Source organism: Bombilactobacillus thymidiniphilus (genome assembly GCF_023380245.1).
Classification (GTDB): domain Bacteria; phylum Bacillota; class Bacilli; order Lactobacillales; family Lactobacillaceae; genus Bombilactobacillus; species Bombilactobacillus thymidiniphilus.
In genome coordinates, this window is the sequence record NZ_CP093365.1 from 1,279,551 (window position 1) to 1,303,892 (window position 24,342).

The following is a 24,342-nucleotide window of genomic DNA, read 5'->3' on the forward strand; positions in this document are numbered from 1 at the left end:
CCCCTAATGAGCACAGAACTTTTAAATTAGTCATTCGCGAAAAGACTATTAAAATAGACGTCTTCTTGCTCGACGTCTATTACTTGAATTATTAATAGCACATCCCTACGCAAGTTCTAACTTACAGGTTCAAAGGGTTTAGATCAAAGATCTATCTCAGCCACAGGCACCCCTTGCTTCAATATTATTTTAAAGCAATCATAATCAAAATAACAAATTTGTGCAAGCGCTTAATTGATAAATTTAGGCAAAGCCGAACTAAACTTTATTGCTTAAATTTTAATTAAAATATAAAATAATCAGTAGAATTTACGTAATATAAGTTAGAATAACGGAGGGGAAAATGAATAGGAAAAAAGCAACTCCATTGGTAGTGGGATTTTTGTTATTTATAAGTGGATTTAACAATGTGTCTATGATACAAGCTAAAGATATTATTGTTAAGCATGCTCTAACACCCATTGTTGAGGTAGCTAATAAAATTGATGATCAGCCGACAGAAATCGCTTCTGCACCTGCTACAAAAGAAAGTGTTACTATCTCTAATATACAACCAACTAGTTATAATTTTGATGCTACAATGGCTGAATCAAATAGTAATCTAGTACAAACTGCTTATTCTTACTTGGGCGTCCCATATGTATTTGGCGGCAGTAATACTAGTGGTTTTGATTGTTCTGGCTTAGTGCAATATGTAGCACGTTTGAATCACATTTTATTACCGCGAACTTCGCAATTGCAAAGTTTACAAGGAAAATATGTCTCTTTAGATAATCTGAAATCAGGCGATCTAGTGTTTTGGGGTAGTGTTGGTAATGCTTATCATGTTGGTATTTATATTGGTAATGATCAATATATTCACGCACCACAACCAGGTGAAGTGGTTAGTGTTGGTAATATGCAATGGTTTAAACCAGATTTTGGACGAAGGATAGCTTAATGCTTGATGATTATGAATTTAATAATTAGTATTATAATTATTATGTTAGGGATTTGGCAACTTGTACAAATATTTAGAGGTACTCGTCAACAAGTTGATACAAAGTATCGTAATATAATGTTTTCGGCGCGATTGGGTAATTTGGTTATTGCTATTTTACTGTTTGTATTAGCAATTATGATTTTGTCTAAAAAATAAAACCTTCTTGCCCGTATATAAGGCTAAGAAGGTCGGATTTTAATAAGCTGTTAGCGGTCGTATATTGTATTCTAATTGATTAAAGTCAAAAGTGGCTAATTCGCTTATTGTAATATAACTTGTCACGCTGGGAATGAGCATTAAATTTATTTCAGCTTTAGAGTTGTCAGGAATTACTGAAACTATGGGTTTATGTGTTGCATAGGCATAACCATACTCAAAGGACATTCCTGGATCAGCTCGGTGCGGTAGGAACAAGCCGCAAATAATATCTGATTTATCAATTCCAGTAATGTCATTTTGAAAAGTACCAATTTGCCATAAAGGATCAGATAAAGCTTCAGGATGCTTAACTACATCAATATTTTTGAATTGATGATCTAAGGGACGGTAGCTGTCAGGCCAATTTACTGTAGGATTAGCAGATATTGCTTTTTGACCTTGTTCCATGTATTTTTGTTCTTCTTCTGAAAACCAGGAACAAGCAAAATAGACAGTATTTTGTTTTGTCATTATTATTCTCCTTACATTTGATAACTCATTATAACTTATTTTGAATGTTTTTATGAGATTCTAAAAACAAATTTTTGAGAACAATGTTTGTTTATTTTGCCAGAAAAATATCTCGTAATGTTTTTCTTATATTTTTTAGTGTAAAAGTGAGGTTATTAGATGTTAACTGAAGCTGTTGGTTTTGATAATTTTTATCCTATAAATGATCAGCGTAGTTTTCAAGATGTCACTGTTCAAATAACTGAACCTACTGGCTTTGATTTGTTGGTTAAAGTAACAGCCAGTGCAGTTAATCCAGTAGATGTTGTTGCACGAAAGTCGTTGCAAAAATCGGAACAGCCGACTATTTTGGGCTTTGATGCTTGTGCAATAGTGGTTGCTATTGGCGATGAAGTAAGTGATTTTAGTATTGGAGAGCGGGTATTTTATGCGGGAGATTATCAGCGTAACGGCAGTAATGCCCGGTTGCAATTGGTAGATAGTCGATTAGTGGGACACGCTCCTAAAACTTTGAACAATGTTCAAAGTGCAGCTTTACCGCTTACTTCATTGACAGCTTATGAATTATTGTTTGAAAAAATGTCTTTGCACATAGATCCACAGTTAAATAAACAAAAAACCATTTTGATTATTAATGGTGCAGGTGGTGTGGGTTCTATTGCTATCCAGTTAGCGAAATTGTGTGGATTAACGGTTTTGGCAACTGCATCGCGGCCTAAAACTCGCCAATGGGTTAAACAAATGGGAGCAGATGAGATTTTAAATCACCGTCAAGATCTGGTAAAGCAAGTTAAAAAATTAGGTTATCAATATGTAGACTATATTGTTGCTTTAAGTGATGTGAATCCACATTGGTCGGAAATTGTCGCTCTCATTCAACCGGTTAGCGGTCTTGTAGGTACTATTACGAATATGTCTTTACCACAGATGAATGATTTGAAACATAAAAGTGTGATGTTTGCTTGGGAGTGGATGTTTTCCAAAAGTTACTATCAAACTGCTAATATGGCGACCCAAGGACAATATTTGGATAAAATAGCTTCTCTGGTTGATGAGCAAAAATTGCAATCAACACTTTATACCACAATTCCGCATTTTAATGCAGCTGGTTTTAGAAAAGCTACGCAAATTATTGAAGCAGGTCAAGCGATTGGTAAAATTGTAGTCCAAAATTCTCAAAATGAAGCATAAAATGGTAAGATAAAGCGGGGATTGAAAGCTCTGCTTTTTTTATATAATTAGGAGAAAATTTATGAAATTATTAATGGTGGAAGATAATAAATCTGTTTCTGAAATGATGTCAATGTTTTTCCAAAAAGAAGAATGGGATGTATTTTTTGCATATGATGGAGAACAAGCTTTAGAAGTATTTAAAAAACAGCCGACAGATTGGGATATCATTACATTAGATCTGAATTTGCCAGCTAAAGATGGAATGGAGGTAGCCAAAGAAATTCGGCAAATTTCTTCAGTACCAATTATTATGTTAACTGCGCGTGATTCAGAAAGTGATCAAGTGTTGGGCTTGGAATATGCTGATGAATACGTAACTAAGCCTTTTAGTCCCATTACGTTAATTGCGCGTGTTAAAGCTTTGTACCGTCGAAAAAAATTAAATAATGACACAGAGCACCAAGGTGTAGCGGATAATGAATTTGATATCCAAACGGATCATTTTCGCTTAAATAGTCGGACACGCGAAGCGTATTTAAATAACAAAGAAATTCCTGATTTAACTCCAAAGGAATTTGATTTGTTGAAGAGTTTGGCAAGTAAACCGCGACAAGTCTTTTCAAGAGAGCAGTTACTTCAACAAGTCTGGGGTTATGATTATTTTGGCGATGAACGAACAGTTGATGCGCACATCAAAAAATTACGTCAAAAAGTTGAGCAAGTGGGACCTAAAGTTATTCAAACAGTTTGGGGCGTAGGCTATAAATTTGATGATTCCGGCGTTAAAGACTAATGAAACTAATTTATCAGTATATGCTAGGCTTTTTAATTGTTGTGATTACTTGTTTGAGTATTGTGATTTTGACTGTTTTTAATTACAGTGAAAATATGGCATATAAGCAAACTTGGGGTCAATTGGAAGGTTATTCAGATAATTTGCAGAAAATGTCGCTTAAATTTGACGCCAACAAGCAAACTATTGAAAATATTACACCGGATACTTTGGACATGTTTCAAGACATTTTAGCTGATCAAAAAGTTAAATTAGCAATGTTTGATAATAATGGTCGGGAAATTTATCCACAAGCAACCCAAAATTCTGTTTTTAGCGCTAAAACTTGGAAATTATTAGAGTCAGGGCATGTTTTACGTGAGCGTAATAGTCACGAAAATCAAAATATGAATGTGCATCGCCGTCGTCCAATGACTTATATTATTAAGCCATGGTTTGACCAAAATAATAACTTGGTTGCCGTTTTGTGGGTAGGCGCAGAAGTTTCTTCAATTCAAACCAATATTAACGAAATTAAGCAAAATTTGCTCTTGGCTTTCTTAGGTTCTATTTTGATTGCGATAGTGATGAGTTGGTTTTTGGCTAATTGGCAAGTTAAGCGAATCGATCGCCTGCGTAATGCTACTAAAAGAGTGGCTGCAGGAAATTTTGAAGTACAAATTAGTGAAGATGGGCAAGATGAAATTGATGATTTAGCTTCTGATTTTAATGAAATGACGCATTCTTTGCGAAAATCTAATCAAGAAATTAAGCGTCAAGAAGAGCGACGCAAGGAATTTATGGCAGATGCGGCTCATGAAATGCGCACACCTTTAACTACAATTAATGGACTGCTTGAAGGAATCGCATATGATGCTATTCCTAAAGAATCACGAAAAAAAAGCCTAGAATTGATGCGCAATGAAACCAAGCGTTTAATACGCTTGGTCAATGAAAATCTGGATTATGAAAAAATCAGAACTAACCAATTGCCTTTAAAACAGCGTAATTTTGATGTCTCCGATTGCTTGCAAAATATTATTTCACAATTGACTAATAAGGCTGAGCAAGCCAATGATCAATTATTATTGGAGGTTTCGCCTGAATTAGTCGTTTATGCCGATTATGATCGCTTTATTCAAATTGTGTTTAATATAACGCAAAATGCGATTCAGTTTACCAATAATGGCTGGATCAAAATTAAAGCACAACATGATGATATTCAAAAGGCAGTAGTAATTAAGATCGCTGATAACGGTATGGGGATGAGCGAAGAGCAAGTTAAAAATATTTGGGAACGTTATTATAAAGCAGATCCATCGCGTAAAAGCACCAAATACGGCGAGTCTGGTTTAGGATTAGCCATTGTGCACCAACTGATGCAGCAACATCAAGGCAAGATCCAAGTTACTAGTCATTTAGATCAAGGTACTGAATTCACGTTAACTTTTTATGATGAGCAAGTTATTCAAAAAAAAATAAAATAGTTGAGCAATAAAAAACCTAATACTTAAATGTATTAGGTTTTTTATTTTTACTTAGGAATTTCGTAAATCGGAGTAAAGTCATTTTGTAATTCTGGAGCATTAGTTTTATATAAATTAGTAGTGGAACGATTGTTATTACGTGAGTATAAACTAGTTGATTGGCTGCCTAATTCATCGCGTATCTTGAGAAGTTGTTGAAATTGATTTTGATAATTATAATGCTTGGGATCAACTGGCGTGAAATTAGGTGGGGTATAAAAGCGTAAGAGATTAGTTTTATTCACCGTATCAGAAATATTCAACTCGTTATTTTTAGTTTTCGCTACTTTTCGCATCTTTTGTTCCAATTTTTTAGAGGGGTGCTCAATCAAATGTCCCGTACTATTTTGATAAATAGTAAGACTATTATTATTGTTGTTAGTCATTACGGTATACTGTGGTGTAACAAAATTGTGATTACGGAAAATAACATTTTGGTCATGTTGTTTGGATAACAAATCATTTCCCATAAAAATATACGGTTTGGTATTGACGCCTAATAAATGTAAAAGTGTTGGCAATGCGTCAATTTCGCCACCATATTGTTTTTGAATGCCACCTTTTAAACCTGGCATATGAATCATAAACGGTACTCGTTGTAATTGCGTGTGGTCAAAATTAGTCCAGTGATTAGGATCTTTATTCAATAAGGGCGCTAAATCTTTCTCATCGCCAGCATTCAAGCCAAAATGATCACCATATAAAATTACGATAGAATTATCATATAGACCGCTAGACTTTAAATAATCAAAGAATTCGCGTACAGAATCGTCTAAATAATGCGCCGTGGCAAAATAATTATTTACCATTGTATTGGGTGTATCTGGCTTGTCAAAGCCCTCAGTATCATTTTCAGCTAACTCGAAAGGATTGTGATTAGTAACTGTTAAAAATTTAGTATAAAAGGGTTGTTGTAATTGTTCTAAATATTTAGCGCTTTCAGCAAATAATAATTTATCTTTGCTACCCCAGTAAGTGTTGCTATCGGCAGTTTGCTGATAATACTTTTGATCAAAAAAGTAATTGTAGCCCATGTTTTTATAAACAGTGTCACGACTCCAAAAAGATCCTGTATTGCCATGGAAAGCGGCACTTGTATAACCTTGTTGCTGATTTAAAATCGCCGGTGCTGCTTGAAAAGTATTATTAGATCCTAAGCTAGTAAAAAACGAACCTTCAGGCAAACCAAATAAACTGGTTTCCATCATTGTTTCTGCGTCACTAGTTTTACCTTGCCCCACTTCATGGAAAAAGTTAGCAAAAGATAGTGTGTTGTCAGAATGATAAAGACTATTCAAAAATGGTGTTACTTCTTGATCTTTGACCTTGCTATCAATCAAAAATTGTTGAAAACTTTCTAAATGAATGATAATAACATTTTTTCCTTTAGCCACGCCATAGTAATTGGGATTAGGCTTAGCATAATGTTGTTGCACATAGTCTAAAACAGGATCCATATTAGTACCTTGAGCACTGGATCGTAAGGTATTGCTTTGAGCTGTCTTAAAGCTATCGTATGCCAAGAAGGAATTTAGACCTAAATATTTGACTATATAAGTGCGATCGAAAGTTCGCACCAGTAATTGTGGACGATTAGCTTCAGCTAATAAAATATTTAAGGATAGACCAGTAACCGCTAAACTAGTAACCATGAAAGCCTTAAGGTGGCTATAATAGGTGGTGTCTAATTTAATTGTTTTGGTAAGCCAAAGAATTAATAAAATCAAAAAATCTAATGCATATAAAAAGTCGTGAGGCTGAGCCATAGCAATTGCACTGCTACCCAGACCTTTGGAAACTTTTCCCACACTTAAAATAGTACTAATACTGATAAAATCGCTGAATTCACGATAATAAAGAATATTGCTGTACAGTAAAAGTGTTTCCAAAAGATAAATGACAGTGGCTAGCGAATAGGCTAGTTTAGGATTTTTAATGTAGAGTGGTAAACTTAGCAATAACAAGGTTGAAGCTAGAGGATTTAAGATTAATAATAAGTGTTGTAGTGGGTCACTGGCCCCCATGCTAAAATCTAAATAATAAGCTAGGATTGTTTTGATCCAGATACAAAATACTAATAATAGTGTCCAACCGATACGTTTGGACAGCAGTTGCTTTAATTTTGCCATATTTTGGGGTCACTCCAAAGTTAATTGTCACGTTTAATTTTACCATTGTATCACTATCGTTAGCTAGGGAGGTTTTGTTAATGTTCTTTTTAAATCCAATTTATCAACTAATTTATACATATTATGCTGGTCGACTCAACCATTTTCCTTTGATTCACTTAGTTTTTATCAGTTTGGATAAAACTATTTTTTATTTTTTGATATTTGTTATTTTACGGATTGCTTTTTTAGTGTGGCGCTCGCAAAAAATTGTTTGGTGGCATGAATTTTATTTGGTATTGTTAGTAATTTATCTTTTATTGTTGCTATGTCTGACTGTATTTAGACAACATTATTTTCCTTGGGAATTTCACCCGTTATGGCATCGATCTTTCAAAGAAATTAATTGGTTGCCTCTAGTCGAAACTTGGAAATTGACTAATGGAAAATCATTAATTGATTTTTTTTATAATTCTTGTGGCAATGTCGTCTGGTTTTTGCCATTGGGATTGCTATTACCAGTATTAAGTTCTCGGCTGCATTCTTTTGTTAGGGTAGTAGGGATTGGTCTATGTTTATCAGTATTGATTGAAAGTTTGCAATTTATTTTGAATACTGGCGTTAGTGATATTGATGATGTGATTTTTAATACTTTGGGAACGATCTTAGGTTATGCAATTTGGTCGATAGTGCAACGAATTAGTCGGAAGGTTTAACTGCGGCTATGCTATAATCTAAGTGAGATAAGTAATTAAATTTTCAGGGGGTAACTATGGCACATATTACATTTGATTCTTCTAAATTGGGTAAATTCGTTCATGATAATGAATTGTCCGAAATGCAGGCATTAGTTGATGCTGCTAGTCAAGAACTATTTAAAGGCACTGGTGCAGGAAATGATTTCCGCGGTTTTTTAGATTTACCAGTTGATTATGATAAGGCTGAATTTGCGCGTATTAAAACAGCTGCTAAGCAAATTCAAAGTGATTCAGAAATTTTCATTGGTATCGGAATTGGTGGTTCCTACTTAGGTGCCAGAGCAGCAATTGATTTTTTGAGCAGTAGTTTTTACAATATCAACAATGAACGTTCAGTGCCGGAAGTTTATTTCTGCGGTAATTCGATTAGTCCTAATTATTTAGCTGATTTGTTAGCAGTGATTGGCGATCGTGATTTCAGTATTAATGTGATTTCTAAATCTGGAACAACAACTGAGCCATCAATTGCCTTTCGAGTTTTAAAAGCTAAGTTAGTTGAAAAATATGGTGAGGATGAAGCTAAAAAACGCATTTATGCCACGACAGATCGGGCCAAGGGTGCTTTAAAACAGGAAGCAGATGCACAAGGATATGCCGAATTTGTAGTACCTGATGATATTGGTGGTCGTTTTTCTGTTTTGTCAGCTGTGGGATTATTGCCAATTGCAGTAGCGGGTATTGATATTGATCAGTTAATGGCGGGGGCAAGAGCCGCTCGTAGTGAGTATCAATCCAGTGATCTAGAACATAATGATGCTTACAAATACGCTGTTTTGCGGAATATTTTATATCGTAAGGGCTACACGACAGAGTTATTGGAGAATTATGAACCAAACTTGCAATATTTTGGTGAGTGGTGGAAACAATTGATGGGAGAATCGGAAGGCAAAGACCAAAAAGGTATTTTTCCAGCTTCCGCCAATTTTTCAACAGATTTGCATTCCTTAGGACAATATATTCAAGAAGGTCGGCGCAATCTTATGGAAACTGTTATTATGATTGATCAGCCACGTCAGGACATTCAAATTCCTAAAGAAGCTGATAATCTGGATGGCTTGCAGTATTTAGAAGGTAAGTCGATGGATTATGTAAATAAAAAAGCTTATGAAGGTGTCGTTTTGGCACATACAGACGGTGGTGTGCCCGTGATGAGTATTACTATTCCAAAACAAGATGAATTTACTTTAGGCTATTTGATTTATTTCTTTGAATTAGCGGTCGCTATTTCTGGCTATCTAAATGGTATTAATCCTTTTAATCAACCAGGTGTGGAAGCTTATAAAAAGAACATGTTTGCTTTATTAGGACGTCCCGGTTATGAAGAACTCGGTCAAGAGTTAAATGAACGACTTTAAATAAAGCTTATGTAAAATAAAAATGCCTTCGAGGCATTTTTATTTTTTTTCTTTAATAATATAAAGTGGACGCTGTTTAACTTCTAAAAATATTTTACCAATATAATTACCGATAATTCCAAGGAAAAATAGTTGCATGCCGCCTAAAAATAAAATAATGGAGATTGTTGATGACCATCCGCGAGTTGGATTGCCAGAAATTAAAGCACTAAGTACGATGTACATCAAAGCTAAAAAGGCGATAACCATCACTAATAATCCGAGCCACACTGCTACAATTAGGGGTACCGTCGAAAAGTCAGTGATTCCTTCAATTGAATATTTGAATAATCCCCAAAAATTCCAACTACTAGTGCCGGCCACACGTTCCACATTTTTGTAAGGTAAATATTTCGTTTTGAAACCTACCCAAGAAAAAATCCCTTTAGAGAAACGATTATATTCGGTCAATTCTAAAATTGCATCTACCATATTGCGGCGCATTAAACGAAAATCTCGTGCTCCTGGAACAATTTGGGTATCCGAAATTTTGTTGATTAATTTGTAAAACATGTTCGAAAAAAAAGAACGTATTGGTGGTTCACCCTTTCGATTTTCCCTTGCCGTACCGATGCAATCATAATCAGTAGTTTCCAATAAGTGGACCATTTCAATAAGCATTTCTGGTGGATCCTGCAAGTCGGCATCCATAATCGTTACGAGCTCACCAGTGGCATTTTTCAGTCCTGCATAGATTCCTGCCTCTTTTCCAAATTGGCGCGAAAAAGATAAGTAATGACTTTCAATTTCTGGTTGTTGAACTAATTTACGCAACTTAGGTAAAGTTTGATCAATTGAACCATCATTCACAAAAATAATTGTGGGTTGGTAATTAGGTATTTTTTTAAAAGTTTCGCAAATAGCTTTATAAAAAATATCGACAGTTTTTTCCTCGTTGTAGCACGGTACAATAATGCTTATTTTTTTAGTCATCGAAGCAAAATCCCCCTCATCTTTGATAAAATAATCATAACTTGAAATATAATATTTAGCTAGAGTAAAGAGGGAAGAATCATTGAAAGATTCACAACTAAAATTGCTACCAATGACTGAAGTGGAATTTTCAGCTTTTTGGCAATCACAAATTAAAGAATATGCCAAACAAAAAGTAGCTAATAAGTTATGGTCTGAAAAAGAGTCTTTACAAAGAGCGACAGATGAATTTACATTGCTATTGCCACAAGGCTTGGAAACTTATAACAATTTTTTATATACTATTAAATTGGTAGCAGGTAGTTTATGTGGCTATTTGTGGTTGACAGAAGTTGTTGATGGTGATAATCCTGCACGACCATATTTATTCATCAATGATTTTACTATTTTGCCAGCATATCAAGGACAAGGCTTATCAGAAGTGGCACTAAAATTAGCAATGATACAAGTTAAAAAGCTTGGATATCAACAAGTTGGCTTACATGTTTTTGGTAAAAATACTCAAGCTATGCATATCTACCAAAAAGCTGGTTTTAAAATGACAGACATTACGATGATTAGGAGAATTTGACTTGTAAAAACTATTGACTTTGTGAATTCTATGTTAGAAAATACCAATTAAAATTAAATTGACAATAGAAATGAATGTGATGAGACTATGGAAAATATCAAAACAAAAATGTTGCGTAAAGAAGACCCTAGTATTTATGCAACTAAGGACGCTCATTTAAAAAGAACCTTAACAACTAAAGATTTTTTAGCACTAGGAGTAGGAACAATTGTTTCAGCGACGATTTTTACTTTACCGGGAGATGTGGCGGCTAAACATGCTGGACCAGCAGTGATTTTATCTTTTATTGGTGCGGCAATTGTTGCTGGTTTAGTAGCTTTTGCTTATGCAGAAATGGCTTCAGCGATGCCCTTTGCTGGGTCGGCATATTCATGGATTAATATCATCTTTGGTGAATTTTTTGGTTGGATTGCCGGCTGGGCATTATTAGCTGAGTATTTTATTGCGGTAGCTTTCGTTGGGGCGGGATTTTCTGCTAATTTCAGAGGGTTGATTTCACCTTTAGGATTGCAACTGCCAAAATCTTTAGCCAACGCTTTTGGTACTGATGGCGGAATTATTGATATTACTGCGGCAGTAGTTATTTTATTAGCAGCTGCGTTATTATCAATGGGTGTTTCCAAAGCCTCACGAGTTGAAAATATTTTGGTAGTTGCCAAAGTTTTGGCTATTTTAGTATTTATCGCTGTTGGTGCCACAGCTATTCATGTACGGAATTACTTTCCTTTTATTCCCAAGTATCATGCTAATCCCGATGGCAGTGCCTTTGGCGGTTGGCAAGGTGTTTATACCGGAGTGTCAATGATTTTTCTGTCCTATGTAGGGTTTGACTCGATTGCTGCTAATTCTGCTGAAGCTAAGGATCCACAAAAGACGATGCCTCGTGGTATTTTAGGTTCTTTGATTATTGCGGTAACTTTATTTGTGGCTGTGGCGTTAGTTTTGGTGGGTATGTTTAAATATACAGCTTATGCCAACAACGCTGAACCAGTAGGCTGGGCTTTGCGACAAAGTAATCATGAAACAGTTGCAGTGGTAGTTCAAGCAGTAGCAGTGTTAGGAATGTTTACCGCTTTGATCGGTATGATGCTGGCGGGCTCACGCTTAATTTATTCTTTTGGGCGTGATGGTCTGTTACCACGCTGGCTGGGCAAATTGGATCATGCTCAAAGACCAAATCGTGCTTTGCTCATTTTGACATTGGGTGCAGTTGTGATTGGGGCTATTTTTCCATTCGGAACTTTAGCACAATTGATTTCGGCTGGAACGCTAATCGCTTTTATGTTTGTGACTTTGGGTATTTATGGTTTACGTAAGCGTGAAGGAAAAGATATCGCTGAACCGGGTTTTAAAATGCCATTTTATCCTGTGTTACCTTTGCTAGGATTTTTGGGTTCCTTATTGGTATTTTTAGGCTTAAGTCGTAATGCTAAAATTTATTCTTTAGTTTGGTTTGTCATCGGTTTATTAATTTATTTTGGTTATGGTATCAGCCATTCATTTTTAAATAAAAAATAATTATAAAACTCATCATTTCATGATGGGTTTTTATTTTGGATTAGTGAACATAGATTAAAAAATATCATTAATTTTATCGTGATATTAGTTGCTATATGAGATCTAAATTTGGTATTTTAATTGTAGTATATTTTTTTATAAAATTTAATTTTTGGGGGTTGTATTATGATTAAACTAGTGAGGGTCGATCATCGCTTATTACATGGGCAAGTTGCGGTGTCATGGTTCAATACCTTGGGTGCCAATACTATTCTAATCGTTAATGATGCGGTGGCTGGCGATGAATTACGTAAGTCTGCTATTCGCTTGGCTAAGCCGGAGCATGCCAAATTAGTTATGAAATCGGTTGCAGATAGTATTGCTTCCATTAATTCAGGAATTACTGATAAATATGACATGCTAGTGGTTGTAGAAAATGTGGCAGATGCCAAACGATTGATTCAAGGAACAGAGGGTCTTATTACAGATTTGAATTTAGGAGGGACGAAACCGCGCGCTAATACTAAAAGTTATGCTAAAACAATTAATCTTAGTGAACAAGAAGTTCAACAGCTGACAGATTTACAAAATTTAGGAGTGCAAGTTTATATACAGCAAGTTCCTAGTGAGACAAGGCAGGTTTTCAAAGCATAGCTTAAGGGGGGATTTGAATGGGTTCTTTGATTTTTACGTCTATTATATTGGCGTTAATTGCAATGTTAGGTAATGGAGAATATTTTTTAGGATCTTCTATGTTATCGCGTCCTTTAGTTATGTGTACTTTGACAGGTTTAGCTTTAGGCAATGTTCGCCAAGGAATTATCATTGGGGCAAGCTTAGAATTAGCATTTGTAGGTTCGTTTTCCATTGGAGCTTCTATTCCCCCGGAAATAATTTCCGGTAGTGTTTTAGGCACTGCTTTTGCTATTGGACAGCATAATAGTACTGCGGTAGCACTTACTTTAGGCATTCCCATTGCTTCATTAGTCCTAATAGTTAAGAATTTGTGTTTTATTTTTATCTTGCCTTATTTTGTTCACAAGGCTGATGCATATGCAGCACAAGGTGATGGCAAAAAAATGGGGCGTATGAATCTTTTAGGCGGTTTTTTGGCAGTTAATTTACCTATCGGATTAGTTGTAGGTTTATCATATTTATTCGGTAGTAGTGCGGTGAAAGCTTTGCTAGCCGTTATTCCTGCCTTTATTATCAAGGGATTGCAAGTAGCTACCGGTTTATTACCAGCCTTTGGTTTCGCCATGTTAATGAAAATAATGATTAATAAAAACAACGCTACGTTTTTTATTTTGGGCTTTGCAATAGCGGTCTACATGAAAGTACCCGTAACAGGTGTGGCAATTTTAGGTGCTTGCCTGGCTTTAATTTTGACGGGATATTCGTCTTTTCACGGTAAAAAAGTTGTAACACAAACATCAAATGACGACAATGCTGCCGCTAAGGAGGATATTGATTATGAAGATGAGGAATTCTAAGTTATTGACCCGTAAAGATTTATTAGCAACTTTTTGGCGTTCTTTTACTGCTGAGTGGGCTTGGAACTATGAACGACAAATGAATCTTGGCTATGCCTATTCTATGGTACCAGCGTTACAAAAAATTTATCACCATCAAAAAGATCAACTGATTAAAGCGTATCAGCGCCATCTAGAATTTTTCAATGTGACACCGTGGTTAGTTACTTTCCCCCTAGGAATTTCCATTGCTATGGAAGAACAAAATGCTTTGAATGATGATTTTGATGTTGCTACAATTAACGATATTAAAGTTGCTTTAATGGGACCGTTGAGCGGTATTGGTGATTCTTTTTTCTGGGGAACATTGCGAGTCATTGCTACGGGAATTGGCACATCACTGGCGCTGCAGGGTAATATTCTAGGACCACTACTGTTTTTATTAATTTTCAATGTACCAGCGATTTTAGCGCGTTATTATGGACTGTGGATTGGTTATAATATTGGCTCTTCTTTTGTTGAAAAAATTCAAAAAACGGGCTTGATGGATAAGTTATCTTACGGTGCATCAGTTTTAGGACTGGCTGTAGTAGGAGCAATGGTTGCTACCATGGTAACTGTTAAAATGCCATTCAAAATTGGTAGTGGCAGTGATGCAACATCATTGCAAGGTATTTTTGATGGGATCGTTCCCAAAATATTGCCATTACTATTCACCTTATTTATTTATTGGCTAGATAAAAAGGGCTGGAAAGCACAGTGGATTTTGCTATTAATTGCTGGTATTGGCATTGCCGGTGCAGGATTAGGAATTTTGGGTTGAGGAGGAAATAAATGAAGAGCATTACTGATTACGTCAATTTAGAACCTGATTTTTATGAAAAAGCTTTAAAACAACAATCAACAGCTTTACAACCTTTATTGGCAGCTCTTAAAGAGCGACCAGTTGATGAAGTGGTTTTGTTTGCCACTGGCTCTAGTGCGAACGCTTCTTATGCGGCAGTTCCATTTATGAGTCAAGTGTTAAATTGTCCGATTCATGTTGAGGAGCCATCTTTAGCAGCTAATTATTTGGTGCATAATCGGCCACAAACTTTGTATATTGCTATTTCACAAGGCGGTCACAGCTATTCAGTTATTCATCTAGTGCAAAAATTACAGCAGCTAGGTCAAATGGTTTGGGTTTTGACAAGTGATTTAACTAGTCCTTTAAGTAAAGTTAGCAATCATGTTTGGTCGATGTGTATGGAACATGAGCAGATGCCTTATGTTAGTGCTGGCTACAGTGTGACAATTTTAGATTTGGTTTTGCTAGCAATGCAACTTGGTTTACAGCAACAAACTATAGGGTCGTCCAAATATGATCAGTATTATCAAGCGATTCAACAAATTATTGAGCAAATGCCACAAGTTATAAAACGCTCCACTAGTTGGGTTGAAAATTGTATATCAGAATTTCAACGGGCACAACGTTTTATTTTTATTGGCTATGGTGCTACTTATGGAATTGCGCGTGAAGGTGAAACGAAGATAACTGAAACTGTGCGCGTTACTGCTAGTGGCAAAGAATTAGAAGAATATATGCATGGTCCTTATATCGGGTTAGCCAAGACAGATTGTATTATTTTTATTGATCCGCAAGGTAAATTACAAGCACGACAACAAAAATTACAACAATTTTTACAGCCTTATGTGTCTCAAGTTAGCATCATTTATGCTAATCAAAGTGCTTTAGCAGAAGCTATGGATTTGCAATTACAAGTTTCTTGCGATGAACTTTTAGCAGCATTATTTATGACTATTCCGATCCATTTGCTGGCTGCCCAACTTTCGCAAGCAGCGGGAATTGATTTAACAGTTTCTGCATATCCGGATTTTGACCAAATTACAGCTTCTAAAATATGATGGGGGATATTTATAATGAGAAAATTTAACGAAGAAAAAGAATTGTCTAGTATGAACGGTGCTTTGCACTTGCGTTCACAAATTAATGAAATTATTGATAAAATTCATGCTAATAATTATCAAAATATTTGTTGGTTAGGAATCGGTGGCACTTACGCTTCTGCTATGCAAGCTGTGGCGCATATGAAAGAAAAGTCTGCTTTGGAAACTTTTGTGCAAAATGCTGCTGAATATGTTGTGACTGGCAATAAACGCATCACCAAACAAACGCTGATTATTATTTCTTCTGTGACAGGTTCTACACAAGAAATGGTAGAAGCAGTCAAAAGAGCTGCTACTACGGGCGCAACTATTTTAGCTTTCTTGGATATTGCTGACTCACCATTAAGTAAGTTAGCTAATTATGTCGTATCATACCCGGAAAATGAGCAGTTGAAATTTTTCATGGTGGCTGATCGTTTGATGTATTTAGCGGGTGAATTTGCGGATTATGATAACTTTTACCAAGAAATGGATCAAAATTTTGCCCAAGCTATTGTGGAGGTCGCTAAAAAAGCGGACAGTTTTGCTAAAGAATTTGCGGCTAAGCATCACGAAGATTCTATGCACTATTTTGTCGGTGCCGGTAATCAGTGGGGGGCAACTTATTCTTATGCGATGTGTTACTGGGAAGAACAACATTGGTTGCGTAGTAAATCAATTGAAGCGGCAGAATTTTTCCATGGCACTTTAGAAGTTATTGATCGTGATACACCGGTGACAGTTTATGTTGGCGAAGATATGCAACGTTCTTTGAGTGAACGAGTAGCTAAGTTTTTGCCACAAATTTGTGGTAATTATACGATTATTGATACGAAAGATTATGATTTGTTGGGCATTTCACTCCAATATCGTGGTCTAATATCGCCATTTGTATTTCATGAGATTAATAATCGTATTGATGCTTATGTTGAGCATATTAATCGTCATCCGATGGATATTCGTCGCTATTATCGACAGCTCAAATATTAGGAGGTAAAAATAATGACTCCTGTATTAATTTGTAGCCATGGATCTTTGGCAACTGGTTTATTAGATACAGCACAAATGATTTGTGGCGTTCAATCAAAGTGTGTAGCGTTGACTTTTAAAACGGGAGCATCTGTTGAACAATTTAAACAACAGGTTGTGACTGAATTACAGAAGTTTAGCGAGCAAAAAGTACTAGCAGTTGTTGATATCAAAGGAGGTACGCCTTTCAATGTGTTGACTAGTTTGCTGACCCAATTTCCTAATTTGAAAATTATTACTGGTGCAAATATTCCAATGCTGTTGCAAATTTTTCTGCAACGAGAACATATGGAAGAAGAAGACTTGTCAGCAACAGCCGTGGATCAAGGTATTGCAGGGATACAATCTTTTGATCAAAAAATATTAGTCAATGATGAGATTTCCGAAGACGAAGAATTTTAAATAAAAAAGCTTATCTAATAGACAAGCTTTTTTATTGTGTTAATAAAGCGAATAAATCAAAGATAGAAACTAATAAAATAAAGCTAAGGCAAATAACATGGAATTTTTTATGATTGGCTAATAAAGCCACATATTCGCGCAAAAAAGCGTTTGGAATAAAGAATTTACTAGTTTGTGCACCAATACCGTTGATAAATAGACCGACAGAACGCGCATAGCTGGCAGCACGGAAAGTATGGTAATCACTAGTAGCAAAAATGCCTTGCTGCAAATTCAGGTGTAATTTTTCTAAAATAGCTTTTGAGAATTTAAAATTTTCATAAGTGTTTTTGGAGCGCGTTTCACTATAAACTTGTTGTGGTAAAGAACTATGTTCCAATAAATAAGCACGCATTGCTTGCCCTTCCGGCAAAGATTCGTCAGACCCTTGTCCGCCAGAACAGATAATGATTGGCGAATATCCATTTTTTTGTATTTGCTTATTTGCAAATTCTAAAGCTATGTCCAGACGAGAAGCCAACAAGGGTGAAATTTCAGTACCATTTAACAACCCTGCACCTAAGACGATAATATATTCTTGATTATATTTAGGTTTATATAGCCGAGTAATTAAAAAAGAAGTTATAAAAGCCAATAGCCAAAAAAGAACATAAAAAATAATTGGTAAAAGTAGATGGGTGTATAAATTAAGTCCCAAATCGGGAAATAATTTTTTAGAAATTAAACGAAGCATTGGTAACAGTAAAACACCCAAGCCTAATAGTAAAGTTAATTCATTAGTTAGTGAATGGCTTTCTCTGCGCCACACGATGCTAGCGTTCCAAAGTAATAATAAGCCTAGTGAGGAATATAACACTAAAATTGGCACGGATATTATTACTAGTATCCAATAAACTAATTGATACAGCCACTGAATTTTACTAGCTTCCACTGTTAAAATACCAGCGACTGCGGTGATGGCTAATAATAAATTGACTAAAGCACCATTGATGAGTCGAAATTTATTCTGGTGAAAGCTAATGGCTAAAATTATAAAGATTACTAGCACACTAATCCATAACCAAATAATATAAGATATATTCAAAAAAGCCATCCCCTCGTTATTTCTGCGTTTATTATAAATGGGGAATGGTCAAAGAACAATTACTTAACGTTAGCGAGTACAAAATGTTTTGATTGGCGCGGATTGTCATTTCCATATCTGTCGCATAGACAATCAATCCTAGTTGGTGTCCAGTTTTGATTTGATAGTGTGTCGGTTGCAGGGGTATTTTAACATCATAAAATTGCTCAGGTGTGATTGTCTGAACTTTGGTCAATTTTTCTCGATTTTGCAAATTAAGATGGGCAAAAGAAATTAGTTGTGAATTCGTTGGTTCAGTAGCTAATTGATAATCTTTTAAAGTTTCTTTTTGATAATGGAATCCGAGATCAAAAGCCTGGGTTTCCAAGATTGTAGGTAATTGTTGTAACCGAAAATCTCGCCCATAATCAATTAAGCGAATACTGATTAAACCAACATTTTGGCTACTAGCCACACGCAATTTGACTATGGGGCGACCGTCGATGATGAGCGGTTCTGATAAAGGATTACTTTGAAAAATTAATCGATTGTTGTCCAAATTGTTACTTTGAGTTGCTACTAGATCTTCTCGCCACTGTTTGAAATTCTTAGTATAGTTTTTAAATATTTTTGGCGATAGTTGATCTGAAAAAGTTACTGTTTTAGTAGAAGTCGACGTAGGAGTCAGTTTATTTGGTGCTAAGAAGAAAGTGGATTTTTTATTGGCATTATTTCCCCAATCAGTATATTTAAGCCATGTTTCAGGCTTGGTGTTGTCTTGAATTAAGACGTCTGGCAAAATTTGTTCAGCCTGATTAGCTATACCGTACAATTTGTTTGACAGCCATAAATTCATCATATCAGTAAAATCTAAAGAACGAAAATTATTGATATAAATATGTGGCCCTTGATGCAAAATCAACTTTTTGGAAATGTTATTTGAATCTAATGCTTGCCATAATTTGAAAGCATTTTTTGGTTTAACATTCCAATCATTTAAACCGTGTACTAAGATTAAATCAGCTTTAATTTCAGCGACATTGTGGCGATAATTACGTTCATCCCAAAAATTGTTATAGTCACCGCTAGTGCGATCTTGTTGCTTTTGAATCCTTTGCAATTGCTGTTGCCAAGTTTTTTTGACAGTCAGATAATTGCCTGCTTGCTGTTGTCTGGAAAAAGTTTCTGCTGCTAAAACATCCGCATCTTCACCAGGAAAACCACCCGGTGCTACGACTAATCCATGTTCGCGGTAGTAATCATACCAACTAGAAATACCAGCTTCAGCAATAATCGTTTTAAGTCCCGTTACGCCGGTGGTTGCCGCTGCTATTGCCAAAGTACCCAAATAAGATTTGCCGGTCATTGCAATATTTTGGTTGCACCACCAAGCTTTGATAGCGATATTATCTGTTCGATTGGTGAAAGCTGTTCGCGTACCATTAAGCCACTCAATGATAGCAATAGTCGACATAGTTTCCTGATCGTCGCCACAAGTACGCAAACCATCGGAGTCCTTCGTGCCAATTCCAGCAGCATAGACAACGGCAAAACCGCGTGCCAAGAAATAATCATTTAAGCTGTAAGTGAAGTTGGAACCAAAAGTTTCTTCTGCAACAGTAGTTTCTGATTGTATGGTTCTTGTTTGAATGTCAGAAACTAAATTAGCCTTTGCAGATTGGGTGACAGTATTATCGCAAGGTGTTTTTGGTGCTAATAGTTGGTTAACATTATGTGTTAATTTTTGTCCAATTTCATCATTGGTGCCTTGATTGTACGGTGAAGCAGTATATAACACCGGTACTTTGAGCCCGGTATTTGTTTCTACTGGGCGGATTACTTCAGCCTTTAATAAATCAAGTTGACCATCGTGATCGCTATCTAAGTTGGATTCTACATAAACAACTTCATGAATTAATTTAGTTGTGTCAAAAACGGCTTGGGCTTTTCCGTTGAAAAATAAGGGTTGGGAAATTTGCTTGTTGGCAATTAATTTTTGGAAATAACCGCGTGAAGCCAATTCGTCCAAAAAGGTTTGCCCATGGACAGTATGGGTGATTAATAATTGATACCAGCCGTGCAAAATATCTGCAGTTTGCAAAATGTTATTAGGAAAAACGGGATAATTGATTGAGCTTTTTAAAGCTAGCGGGTGTTCAGGATCGAAATCAATTCCTACTTTCAGACCTAGCAATTGAAAATATATATTATAAAAAGCATTGACCGTAATTTGTTTTGTTTGCAAGTAGTCATAAGCGTTTTGCGCAGGAGTCGCTAAAAGTGCAGCGATTTTCGTATTTTTCGCAGTAGTTGTGTGGCATTCTGGAAAGCTTTGTTGCAATAAAGTGTAAAAAGCTTGTGTTGGTGTTTGTTGCAATATTTCAGTATTAATGAATTTGATCGCTTTCAATTCGGCAATCTCTTGTTCATAGGAAAGCTTTTGTTTGGCAAATTGATTTATTTTCATAATATAAGGCTCCCTTTAATATTTGGATGAGGGTACATATAATGTTGATGAGATTAATCTTTGTCAACATTGTAGCAAATGTTGGTTAGACATGTTGAGCAAAATATTATAATTGACGGGAAAAATTTCGTATAGTAAAAATTATAAGGGAGTGGTATTTATGCATTGGCTATGGGTATTGATTGTGGGCGCTATTATCGGTTTGATTGCTGGTGCCTTGACTAAAAAGAGTGCATCAATGGGCTGGGTTAGCAATATTATTGCAGGACTAGTTGGTTCAGCATTAGGTGAAGCTATTTTAGGTAGTTGGGGACCGCAAATTGCAGGAATGGCCTTGATTCCATCAATTATCGGTGCAATTATTTTGGTCTTAATTGTGTCGTTTATTATTAATAAGTTAAACTAAATAGTAATCTATAGGAACAACTTAAACTAAGAAGTTGTTCTTTTTTATTGGTGTCCAGTTATAATAAAAGCAAGATTAATGTATTTGGAGCGTGGTTATGCAATTAAGGTGGAAAAAATTTTCTAAAATAACTATTCTTATTTTTATTTTAGATTTTCTATTATTTGGTTCGCTGGGTTATTTAATGCCTTTGGTCGGCGATGATCTGAACTGGTGGAGTTCTTGGGGAGTCCATTATTTTTTTAATGGCACTTTTTTGCATTATGATGGACGTTATTTAGGCGATTTATTGATTATTTTGTTGAGTCATTCTCCGTATTTTAGTTTTGTTATGTATGGTGCTTGTGCTGTTGTGCTTGTTTATTTGCTGAGTAAAATTGTATTGACCATTTTCCCAAAAATTAGCTGGCAATTAGTCTTATTAGTCAATTCGTGTTTTCTATTATTCTTGCCACGCAGTATTTTTCAACAAATATGGGGTTGGCATGCTGGTTTTGCGAACTATTTACCGTCGCTAATTTTTCCCTTGTTTTACTTATTATTAACTTTGCAGGCGCAAAATAGTTCTAAAGTTTGGTCGCATCGTTATTGGTGGTTATTGTTAATAATCGCAACTTTGAGTCAGCTATTAGCAGAACACATCACTTTATTGAATTGTTTTGCCGTAATAATGGTTTTCTTTTTCCGGAAACATTATGTACCAACATTTGTCAAAAATTGCTGGCGTCCTATAGCAATTGGTAATTTTTTAGGTGCTATATTGATGTTTATGAATGAGGCATATTGGAAAATACTTTTGGGCAAAGATAGTTATCGTAGTTTAAATCAGCAACAAAATGAAACTTTGATTAGTTATTTAAAAAATATGTCTGTATTACACCAGCAGCGCTTTTTATTAAGTTGTTTGTTAATATTTTTCCTATTGGCTTTCGTAATTTGGAATAATTGGCATTTTAATAATCCTACCTTACAAATAACGACATTTGTTTTGCTGAGTATGGCCATAATTAGTCAATTACCATTTATAATCGTGGCACCTTATGGACCGCGCTGTGCTTTGATTTTTGTTTTATTGTTTGAATTAGTTTTGGGTTTGAATTTAGCGCCTTGGATAACAAAAGTCCAATTGTTCTTGAGTCCTTTGTTATTAGTGATACTAACATTTGGCGGATTGTTACTAGTAAATGTTGCCCGCGATTATCATCAAACATTTACACTAGCTAGAGACCTTAGTGTTTATCAGTGGCACCAGCATCAACCTAAAACTTATGTTTTGAATTATCACAATACCGATTTGTTATGGACTAACAATAATAGTATCGATCATAATTTCACGACTTTATTTGTGAATCCTAAGAGTAAAGTGGTGCCAGTGGATTATCAAACATGGCGTAAATTTAGTAAAGATTTAAAGTTGGAGCAACCAACTGATCGAAAAATATTGTTGCACCGTTTGCAGGAAAAAGTGCACTAAATTGTTTTTATGGGACTTTTCTATTATCGTTGATTTTTTCAATCACAATATTGGCTACTAAATTTATATAGAACTATTGATCCCTAGAGACGTGGACTTGTCCTTTAAGGCTAAGAAGGTGGAACTATTTTGTTGCAATCTTAAAATCATTGTACCTGATAATAATCGGCTAATTCATTTTTAGTAGTGTCTTTTCCTTTATCTTTTGCTTCGATTATCTTATTATCACGTTATAAATACGAGGAGGTCTGATTATGAGTGCTGATGGAAGTAAAGATAAATTAACTGGGAAGATTCATGAAGGATTAGGTAAGATCAAAAATGATGATTCCGAAAAGTTAAAGGGTAAAGCCAAGCAATCTTGGGGTGACGTTAAAGATAAGGTTAAGGATGCTAAAGATGATGTTGCTGGTAAAATTAACAAAGAAGTGGATAAACATAAAAAGAATTAAACATTAACAAATAAGTACGTTAAACTTATTGAGCTAAGACAAATAAATATTGTCTTAGCTCTTATTATTTGAAAAAGAGGTGTGATATGAATGCATTAGTAATCGTTGCTCATCCTAACTTGGCTGATTCGCCGACTCAACAATTTTTAAAGCAAGGTGCAAAACTTACGACTGCTAAATGGCATTACTTAGATCCGTTACAAGAATTTTCGCCAGCAACTGAGAGGCAATTATTAGTTGAAGCTGAGCGGATTATTTTGCAGTTTCCTTTGTATTGGTATGGCGCTCCGGCAATTTTAAAAAAATGGCAAGAGCAGATTTTATCCACTAATTTTGTGCAACAAAAGCTAAAAAACAAACAGCTGGGAATAGTTGTTAATACTGGTTTGCCAGAAAAAGATTTTCACAGTGGCAGTAAAGTAGGTTTTAGTGTTGAGCAATTATTAGCACCTTATCAAGCTTTAGCCCACCAGGCACATATGCATTGGCTCAATCCTTTGACAATTTACCAATTTCAATATTTGACTGATACTCAGCAAATGCAGTTATTAATGGACTATCAGCGCTATCTAGTGCAACCTTATCCAGATACTTTGAAGACGCGCAGTCGATGGTATTTAAAAAAAATGCAAGACTTGTCCTTTAGAGATGAACAGAGTAGTTTGATTCAAAACACTCTGAAACAGACCACAGCTGAACTGGAAAATAATTTATCAATATTAGCAATGATTAAAGCAGGAGAAGATGAAGTTAATGGATGATACGCAATGGCTTTTGGATCAAATTAGAGCGCAACAGAAAAAAGCGCCACAATATGAAATAAGAGCTTTTTGGCAAGGCTTAGCCACACTTGTTGAACAACAAGCCAAGCGTAATGAACAATTAGAAGCAGAAATTGATGGTCGGCTGTGGAATCATGATCAGTGGTAGTAATAACTTAATTATGCTAAAATTAATAAATATTATATTTATTTTTAATTGACTGGTAGGTATTCATGAAGAAAAAAACATTCAAGTCTATCTTGAAACAAAATAAAGCTCCACAAAAGCTAATCTACGCCCAGGTTTCTTTTTCTGATGGTAGTACTTTGCGGATTAATGTTGCTAGCGATGATCAAACGGCAATTGCCCGATTAAAACGCCAATTACGGGATAAAGATGGTATTTTTACTGATAACAATGGGCGCCAATTTGATTTAAAAAAATTAGTCTCCTATCGTTTCGTGGACTAACGTAATGAGTTGACGAGACTGTTTTTTTTGTGTATG

Annotated in this window: 26 protein-coding genes and 1 riboswitch; of the genes, 21 read left to right on the forward strand and 5 right to left on the reverse strand. The window is 35.4% G+C overall.

The window, feature by feature from the left end; all coding sequences use genetic code 11:
- Nucleotides 1-85: 85 nt before the first annotated feature.
- A riboswitch (TPP riboswitch) is annotated at nucleotides 86-184 on the reverse strand.
- A 159-nt stretch (nucleotides 185-343) separates the two neighbouring features.
- Nucleotides 344-940 carry a C40 family peptidase gene (locus MOO47_RS06500; protein WP_249512644.1) on the forward strand — a complete coding sequence of 199 codons (597 nt, stop codon included), beginning with the start codon at nucleotides 344-346 and terminating at the stop codon, nucleotides 938-940.
- Between the two features lie 12 nt (nucleotides 941-952).
- Nucleotides 953-1,138 carry a hypothetical protein gene (locus MOO47_RS06505; RefSeq protein WP_249512645.1) on the forward strand — a complete coding sequence of 62 codons (186 nt, stop codon included), beginning with the start codon at nucleotides 953-955 and terminating at the stop codon, nucleotides 1,136-1,138.
- Between the two features lie 39 nt (nucleotides 1,139-1,177).
- On the opposite strand, the gene MOO47_RS06510 is transcribed toward MOO47_RS06505, so the two are convergent.
- Nucleotides 1,178-1,651, reverse strand: coding sequence for a nucleoside 2-deoxyribosyltransferase (locus MOO47_RS06510; RefSeq protein WP_249512646.1), 474 nt, complete (start codon nucleotides 1,649-1,651; stop codon nucleotides 1,178-1,180).
- A 159-nt stretch (nucleotides 1,652-1,810) separates the two neighbouring features.
- On the opposite strand from MOO47_RS06510, the gene MOO47_RS06515 reads away from it, so the two are divergent.
- The 3 genes from MOO47_RS06515 (at nucleotide 1,811) to MOO47_RS06525 (ending at nucleotide 5,083) form a co-directional block, all read left to right on the forward strand.
- Nucleotides 1,811-2,842 carry a zinc-binding alcohol dehydrogenase family protein gene (locus MOO47_RS06515; protein WP_249512647.1) on the forward strand — a complete coding sequence of 344 codons (1,032 nt, stop codon included), beginning with the start codon at nucleotides 1,811-1,813 and terminating at the stop codon, nucleotides 2,840-2,842.
- Between the two features lie 61 nt (nucleotides 2,843-2,903).
- A complete protein-coding gene (locus MOO47_RS06520) occupies nucleotides 2,904-3,617 on the forward strand; it encodes a response regulator transcription factor (protein ID WP_249512648.1) in 714 nt (237 codons plus the stop codon).
- Nucleotides 3,617-5,083, forward strand: coding sequence for a sensor histidine kinase (locus tag MOO47_RS06525; RefSeq protein WP_249512649.1), 1,467 nt, complete (start codon nucleotides 3,617-3,619; stop codon nucleotides 5,081-5,083). The genes MOO47_RS06520 and MOO47_RS06525 overlap by 1 nt, the downstream gene beginning before the upstream one ends.
- 47 nt (nucleotides 5,084-5,130) lie before the next feature.
- On the opposite strand, the gene MOO47_RS06530 is transcribed toward MOO47_RS06525, so the two are convergent.
- Nucleotides 5,131-7,251: an LTA synthase family protein gene (locus MOO47_RS06530; protein ID WP_249512650.1), complete on the reverse strand. Its 2,121-nt coding sequence runs from the start codon at nucleotides 7,249-7,251 to the stop codon at nucleotides 5,131-5,133.
- Between the two features lie 80 nt (nucleotides 7,252-7,331).
- Here MOO47_RS06530 and MOO47_RS06535 point away from each other — a divergent pair, with 80 nt between their 5' ends.
- Together MOO47_RS06535 and MOO47_RS06540 are read left to right on the forward strand one after the other, a co-directional pair.
- Nucleotides 7,332-7,946, forward strand: a complete 615-nt coding sequence (locus tag MOO47_RS06535; protein WP_249512651.1) for a VanZ family protein — start codon at nucleotides 7,332-7,334, stop codon at nucleotides 7,944-7,946.
- A gap of 56 nt (nucleotides 7,947-8,002) precedes the next feature.
- Complete coding sequence (locus MOO47_RS06540) at nucleotides 8,003-9,343, forward strand: glucose-6-phosphate isomerase (RefSeq protein WP_249512652.1); 1,341 nt, start codon at nucleotides 8,003-8,005, stop codon at nucleotides 9,341-9,343.
- A gap of 39 nt (nucleotides 9,344-9,382) precedes the next feature.
- Here the strand turns inward: MOO47_RS06540 and MOO47_RS06545 are convergent, their stop codons facing one another.
- Nucleotides 9,383-10,315: a glycosyltransferase family 2 protein gene (locus MOO47_RS06545; RefSeq protein ID WP_249512653.1), complete on the reverse strand. Its 933-nt coding sequence runs from the start codon at nucleotides 10,313-10,315 to the stop codon at nucleotides 9,383-9,385.
- 82 nt (nucleotides 10,316-10,397) lie between these two features.
- Between MOO47_RS06545 and MOO47_RS06550 the strand changes: the two genes are divergently transcribed.
- From MOO47_RS06550 to MOO47_RS06585, 8 genes are all read left to right on the forward strand, one after another.
- Nucleotides 10,398-10,886 (forward strand): GNAT family N-acetyltransferase, encoded by a 489-nt coding sequence (locus tag MOO47_RS06550; protein ID WP_249512654.1) that lies wholly within the window; start codon nucleotides 10,398-10,400, stop codon nucleotides 10,884-10,886.
- Between the two features lie 87 nt (nucleotides 10,887-10,973).
- Nucleotides 10,974-12,404: an APC family permease gene (locus MOO47_RS06555; protein WP_249512655.1), complete on the forward strand. Its 1,431-nt coding sequence runs from the start codon at nucleotides 10,974-10,976 to the stop codon at nucleotides 12,402-12,404.
- A 165-nt stretch (nucleotides 12,405-12,569) separates the two neighbouring features.
- Entirely contained in the window at nucleotides 12,570-13,037 is a 468-nt protein-coding gene (locus MOO47_RS06560; protein ID WP_249512656.1) for a PTS sugar transporter subunit IIB, read from the forward strand.
- A 26-nt stretch (nucleotides 13,038-13,063) separates the two neighbouring features.
- Nucleotides 13,064-13,876 (forward strand): PTS mannose/fructose/sorbose/N-acetylgalactosamine transporter subunit IIC, encoded by an 813-nt coding sequence (locus MOO47_RS06565; protein ID WP_396022067.1) that lies wholly within the window; start codon nucleotides 13,064-13,066, stop codon nucleotides 13,874-13,876.
- Nucleotides 13,857-14,678 carry a PTS system mannose/fructose/sorbose family transporter subunit IID gene (locus MOO47_RS06570; RefSeq protein ID WP_249512658.1) on the forward strand — a complete coding sequence of 274 codons (822 nt, stop codon included), beginning with the start codon at nucleotides 13,857-13,859 and terminating at the stop codon, nucleotides 14,676-14,678. The genes MOO47_RS06565 and MOO47_RS06570 overlap by 20 nt, the downstream gene beginning before the upstream one ends.
- 11 nt (nucleotides 14,679-14,689) lie before the next feature.
- Nucleotides 14,690-15,760, forward strand: coding sequence for an SIS domain-containing protein (locus MOO47_RS06575; RefSeq protein WP_249512659.1), 1,071 nt, complete (start codon nucleotides 14,690-14,692; stop codon nucleotides 15,758-15,760).
- A 15-nt stretch (nucleotides 15,761-15,775) separates the two neighbouring features.
- On the forward strand, nucleotides 15,776-16,771 hold the full coding sequence (locus tag MOO47_RS06580) for an SIS domain-containing protein (protein WP_249512660.1): 996 nt from the start codon (nucleotides 15,776-15,778) through the stop codon (nucleotides 16,769-16,771).
- Nucleotides 16,772-16,783: 12 nt separating this feature from the next.
- Complete coding sequence (locus tag MOO47_RS06585; protein WP_249512661.1) at nucleotides 16,784-17,212, forward strand: PTS sugar transporter subunit IIA; 429 nt, start codon at nucleotides 16,784-16,786, stop codon at nucleotides 17,210-17,212.
- A 31-nt stretch (nucleotides 17,213-17,243) separates the two neighbouring features.
- Here the strand turns inward: MOO47_RS06585 and MOO47_RS06590 are convergent, their stop codons facing one another.
- Complete coding sequence (locus MOO47_RS06590; RefSeq protein WP_396022029.1) at nucleotides 17,244-18,296, reverse strand: YdcF family protein; 1,053 nt, start codon at nucleotides 18,294-18,296, stop codon at nucleotides 17,244-17,246.
- Nucleotides 18,297-18,327: 31 nt separating this feature from the next.
- Complete coding sequence (locus MOO47_RS06595; protein ID WP_249512663.1) at nucleotides 18,328-20,742, reverse strand: Xaa-Pro dipeptidyl-peptidase; 2,415 nt, start codon at nucleotides 20,740-20,742, stop codon at nucleotides 18,328-18,330.
- 160 nt (nucleotides 20,743-20,902) lie between these two features.
- Here MOO47_RS06595 and MOO47_RS06600 point away from each other — a divergent pair, with 160 nt between their 5' ends.
- The 6 genes from MOO47_RS06600 (at nucleotide 20,903) to MOO47_RS06625 (ending at nucleotide 24,306) form a co-directional block, all read left to right on the forward strand.
- Nucleotides 20,903-21,148, forward strand: a complete 246-nt coding sequence (locus MOO47_RS06600; RefSeq protein ID WP_249512664.1) for a GlsB/YeaQ/YmgE family stress response membrane protein — start codon at nucleotides 20,903-20,905, stop codon at nucleotides 21,146-21,148.
- A 97-nt stretch (nucleotides 21,149-21,245) separates the two neighbouring features.
- Nucleotides 21,246-22,622, forward strand: coding sequence for a hypothetical protein (locus MOO47_RS06605; RefSeq protein WP_249512665.1), 1,377 nt, complete (start codon nucleotides 21,246-21,248; stop codon nucleotides 22,620-22,622).
- Nucleotides 22,623-22,876: 254 nt separating this feature from the next.
- Complete coding sequence (locus MOO47_RS06610; RefSeq protein ID WP_396022030.1) at nucleotides 22,877-23,074, forward strand: CsbD family protein; 198 nt, start codon at nucleotides 22,877-22,879, stop codon at nucleotides 23,072-23,074.
- Nucleotides 23,075-23,160: 86 nt separating this feature from the next.
- Nucleotides 23,161-23,835, forward strand: a complete 675-nt coding sequence (locus tag MOO47_RS06615) for an NAD(P)H-dependent oxidoreductase (protein WP_249512666.1) — start codon at nucleotides 23,161-23,163, stop codon at nucleotides 23,833-23,835.
- On the forward strand, nucleotides 23,819-24,004 hold the full coding sequence (locus tag MOO47_RS06620; protein ID WP_249512667.1) for a hypothetical protein: 186 nt from the start codon (nucleotides 23,819-23,821) through the stop codon (nucleotides 24,002-24,004). The genes MOO47_RS06615 and MOO47_RS06620 overlap by 17 nt, the downstream gene beginning before the upstream one ends.
- A 65-nt stretch (nucleotides 24,005-24,069) precedes the next feature.
- Complete coding sequence (locus MOO47_RS06625) at nucleotides 24,070-24,306, forward strand: hypothetical protein (protein WP_249512668.1); 237 nt, start codon at nucleotides 24,070-24,072, stop codon at nucleotides 24,304-24,306.
- The last annotated feature ends 36 nt before the right edge of the window (nucleotides 24,307-24,342 follow it).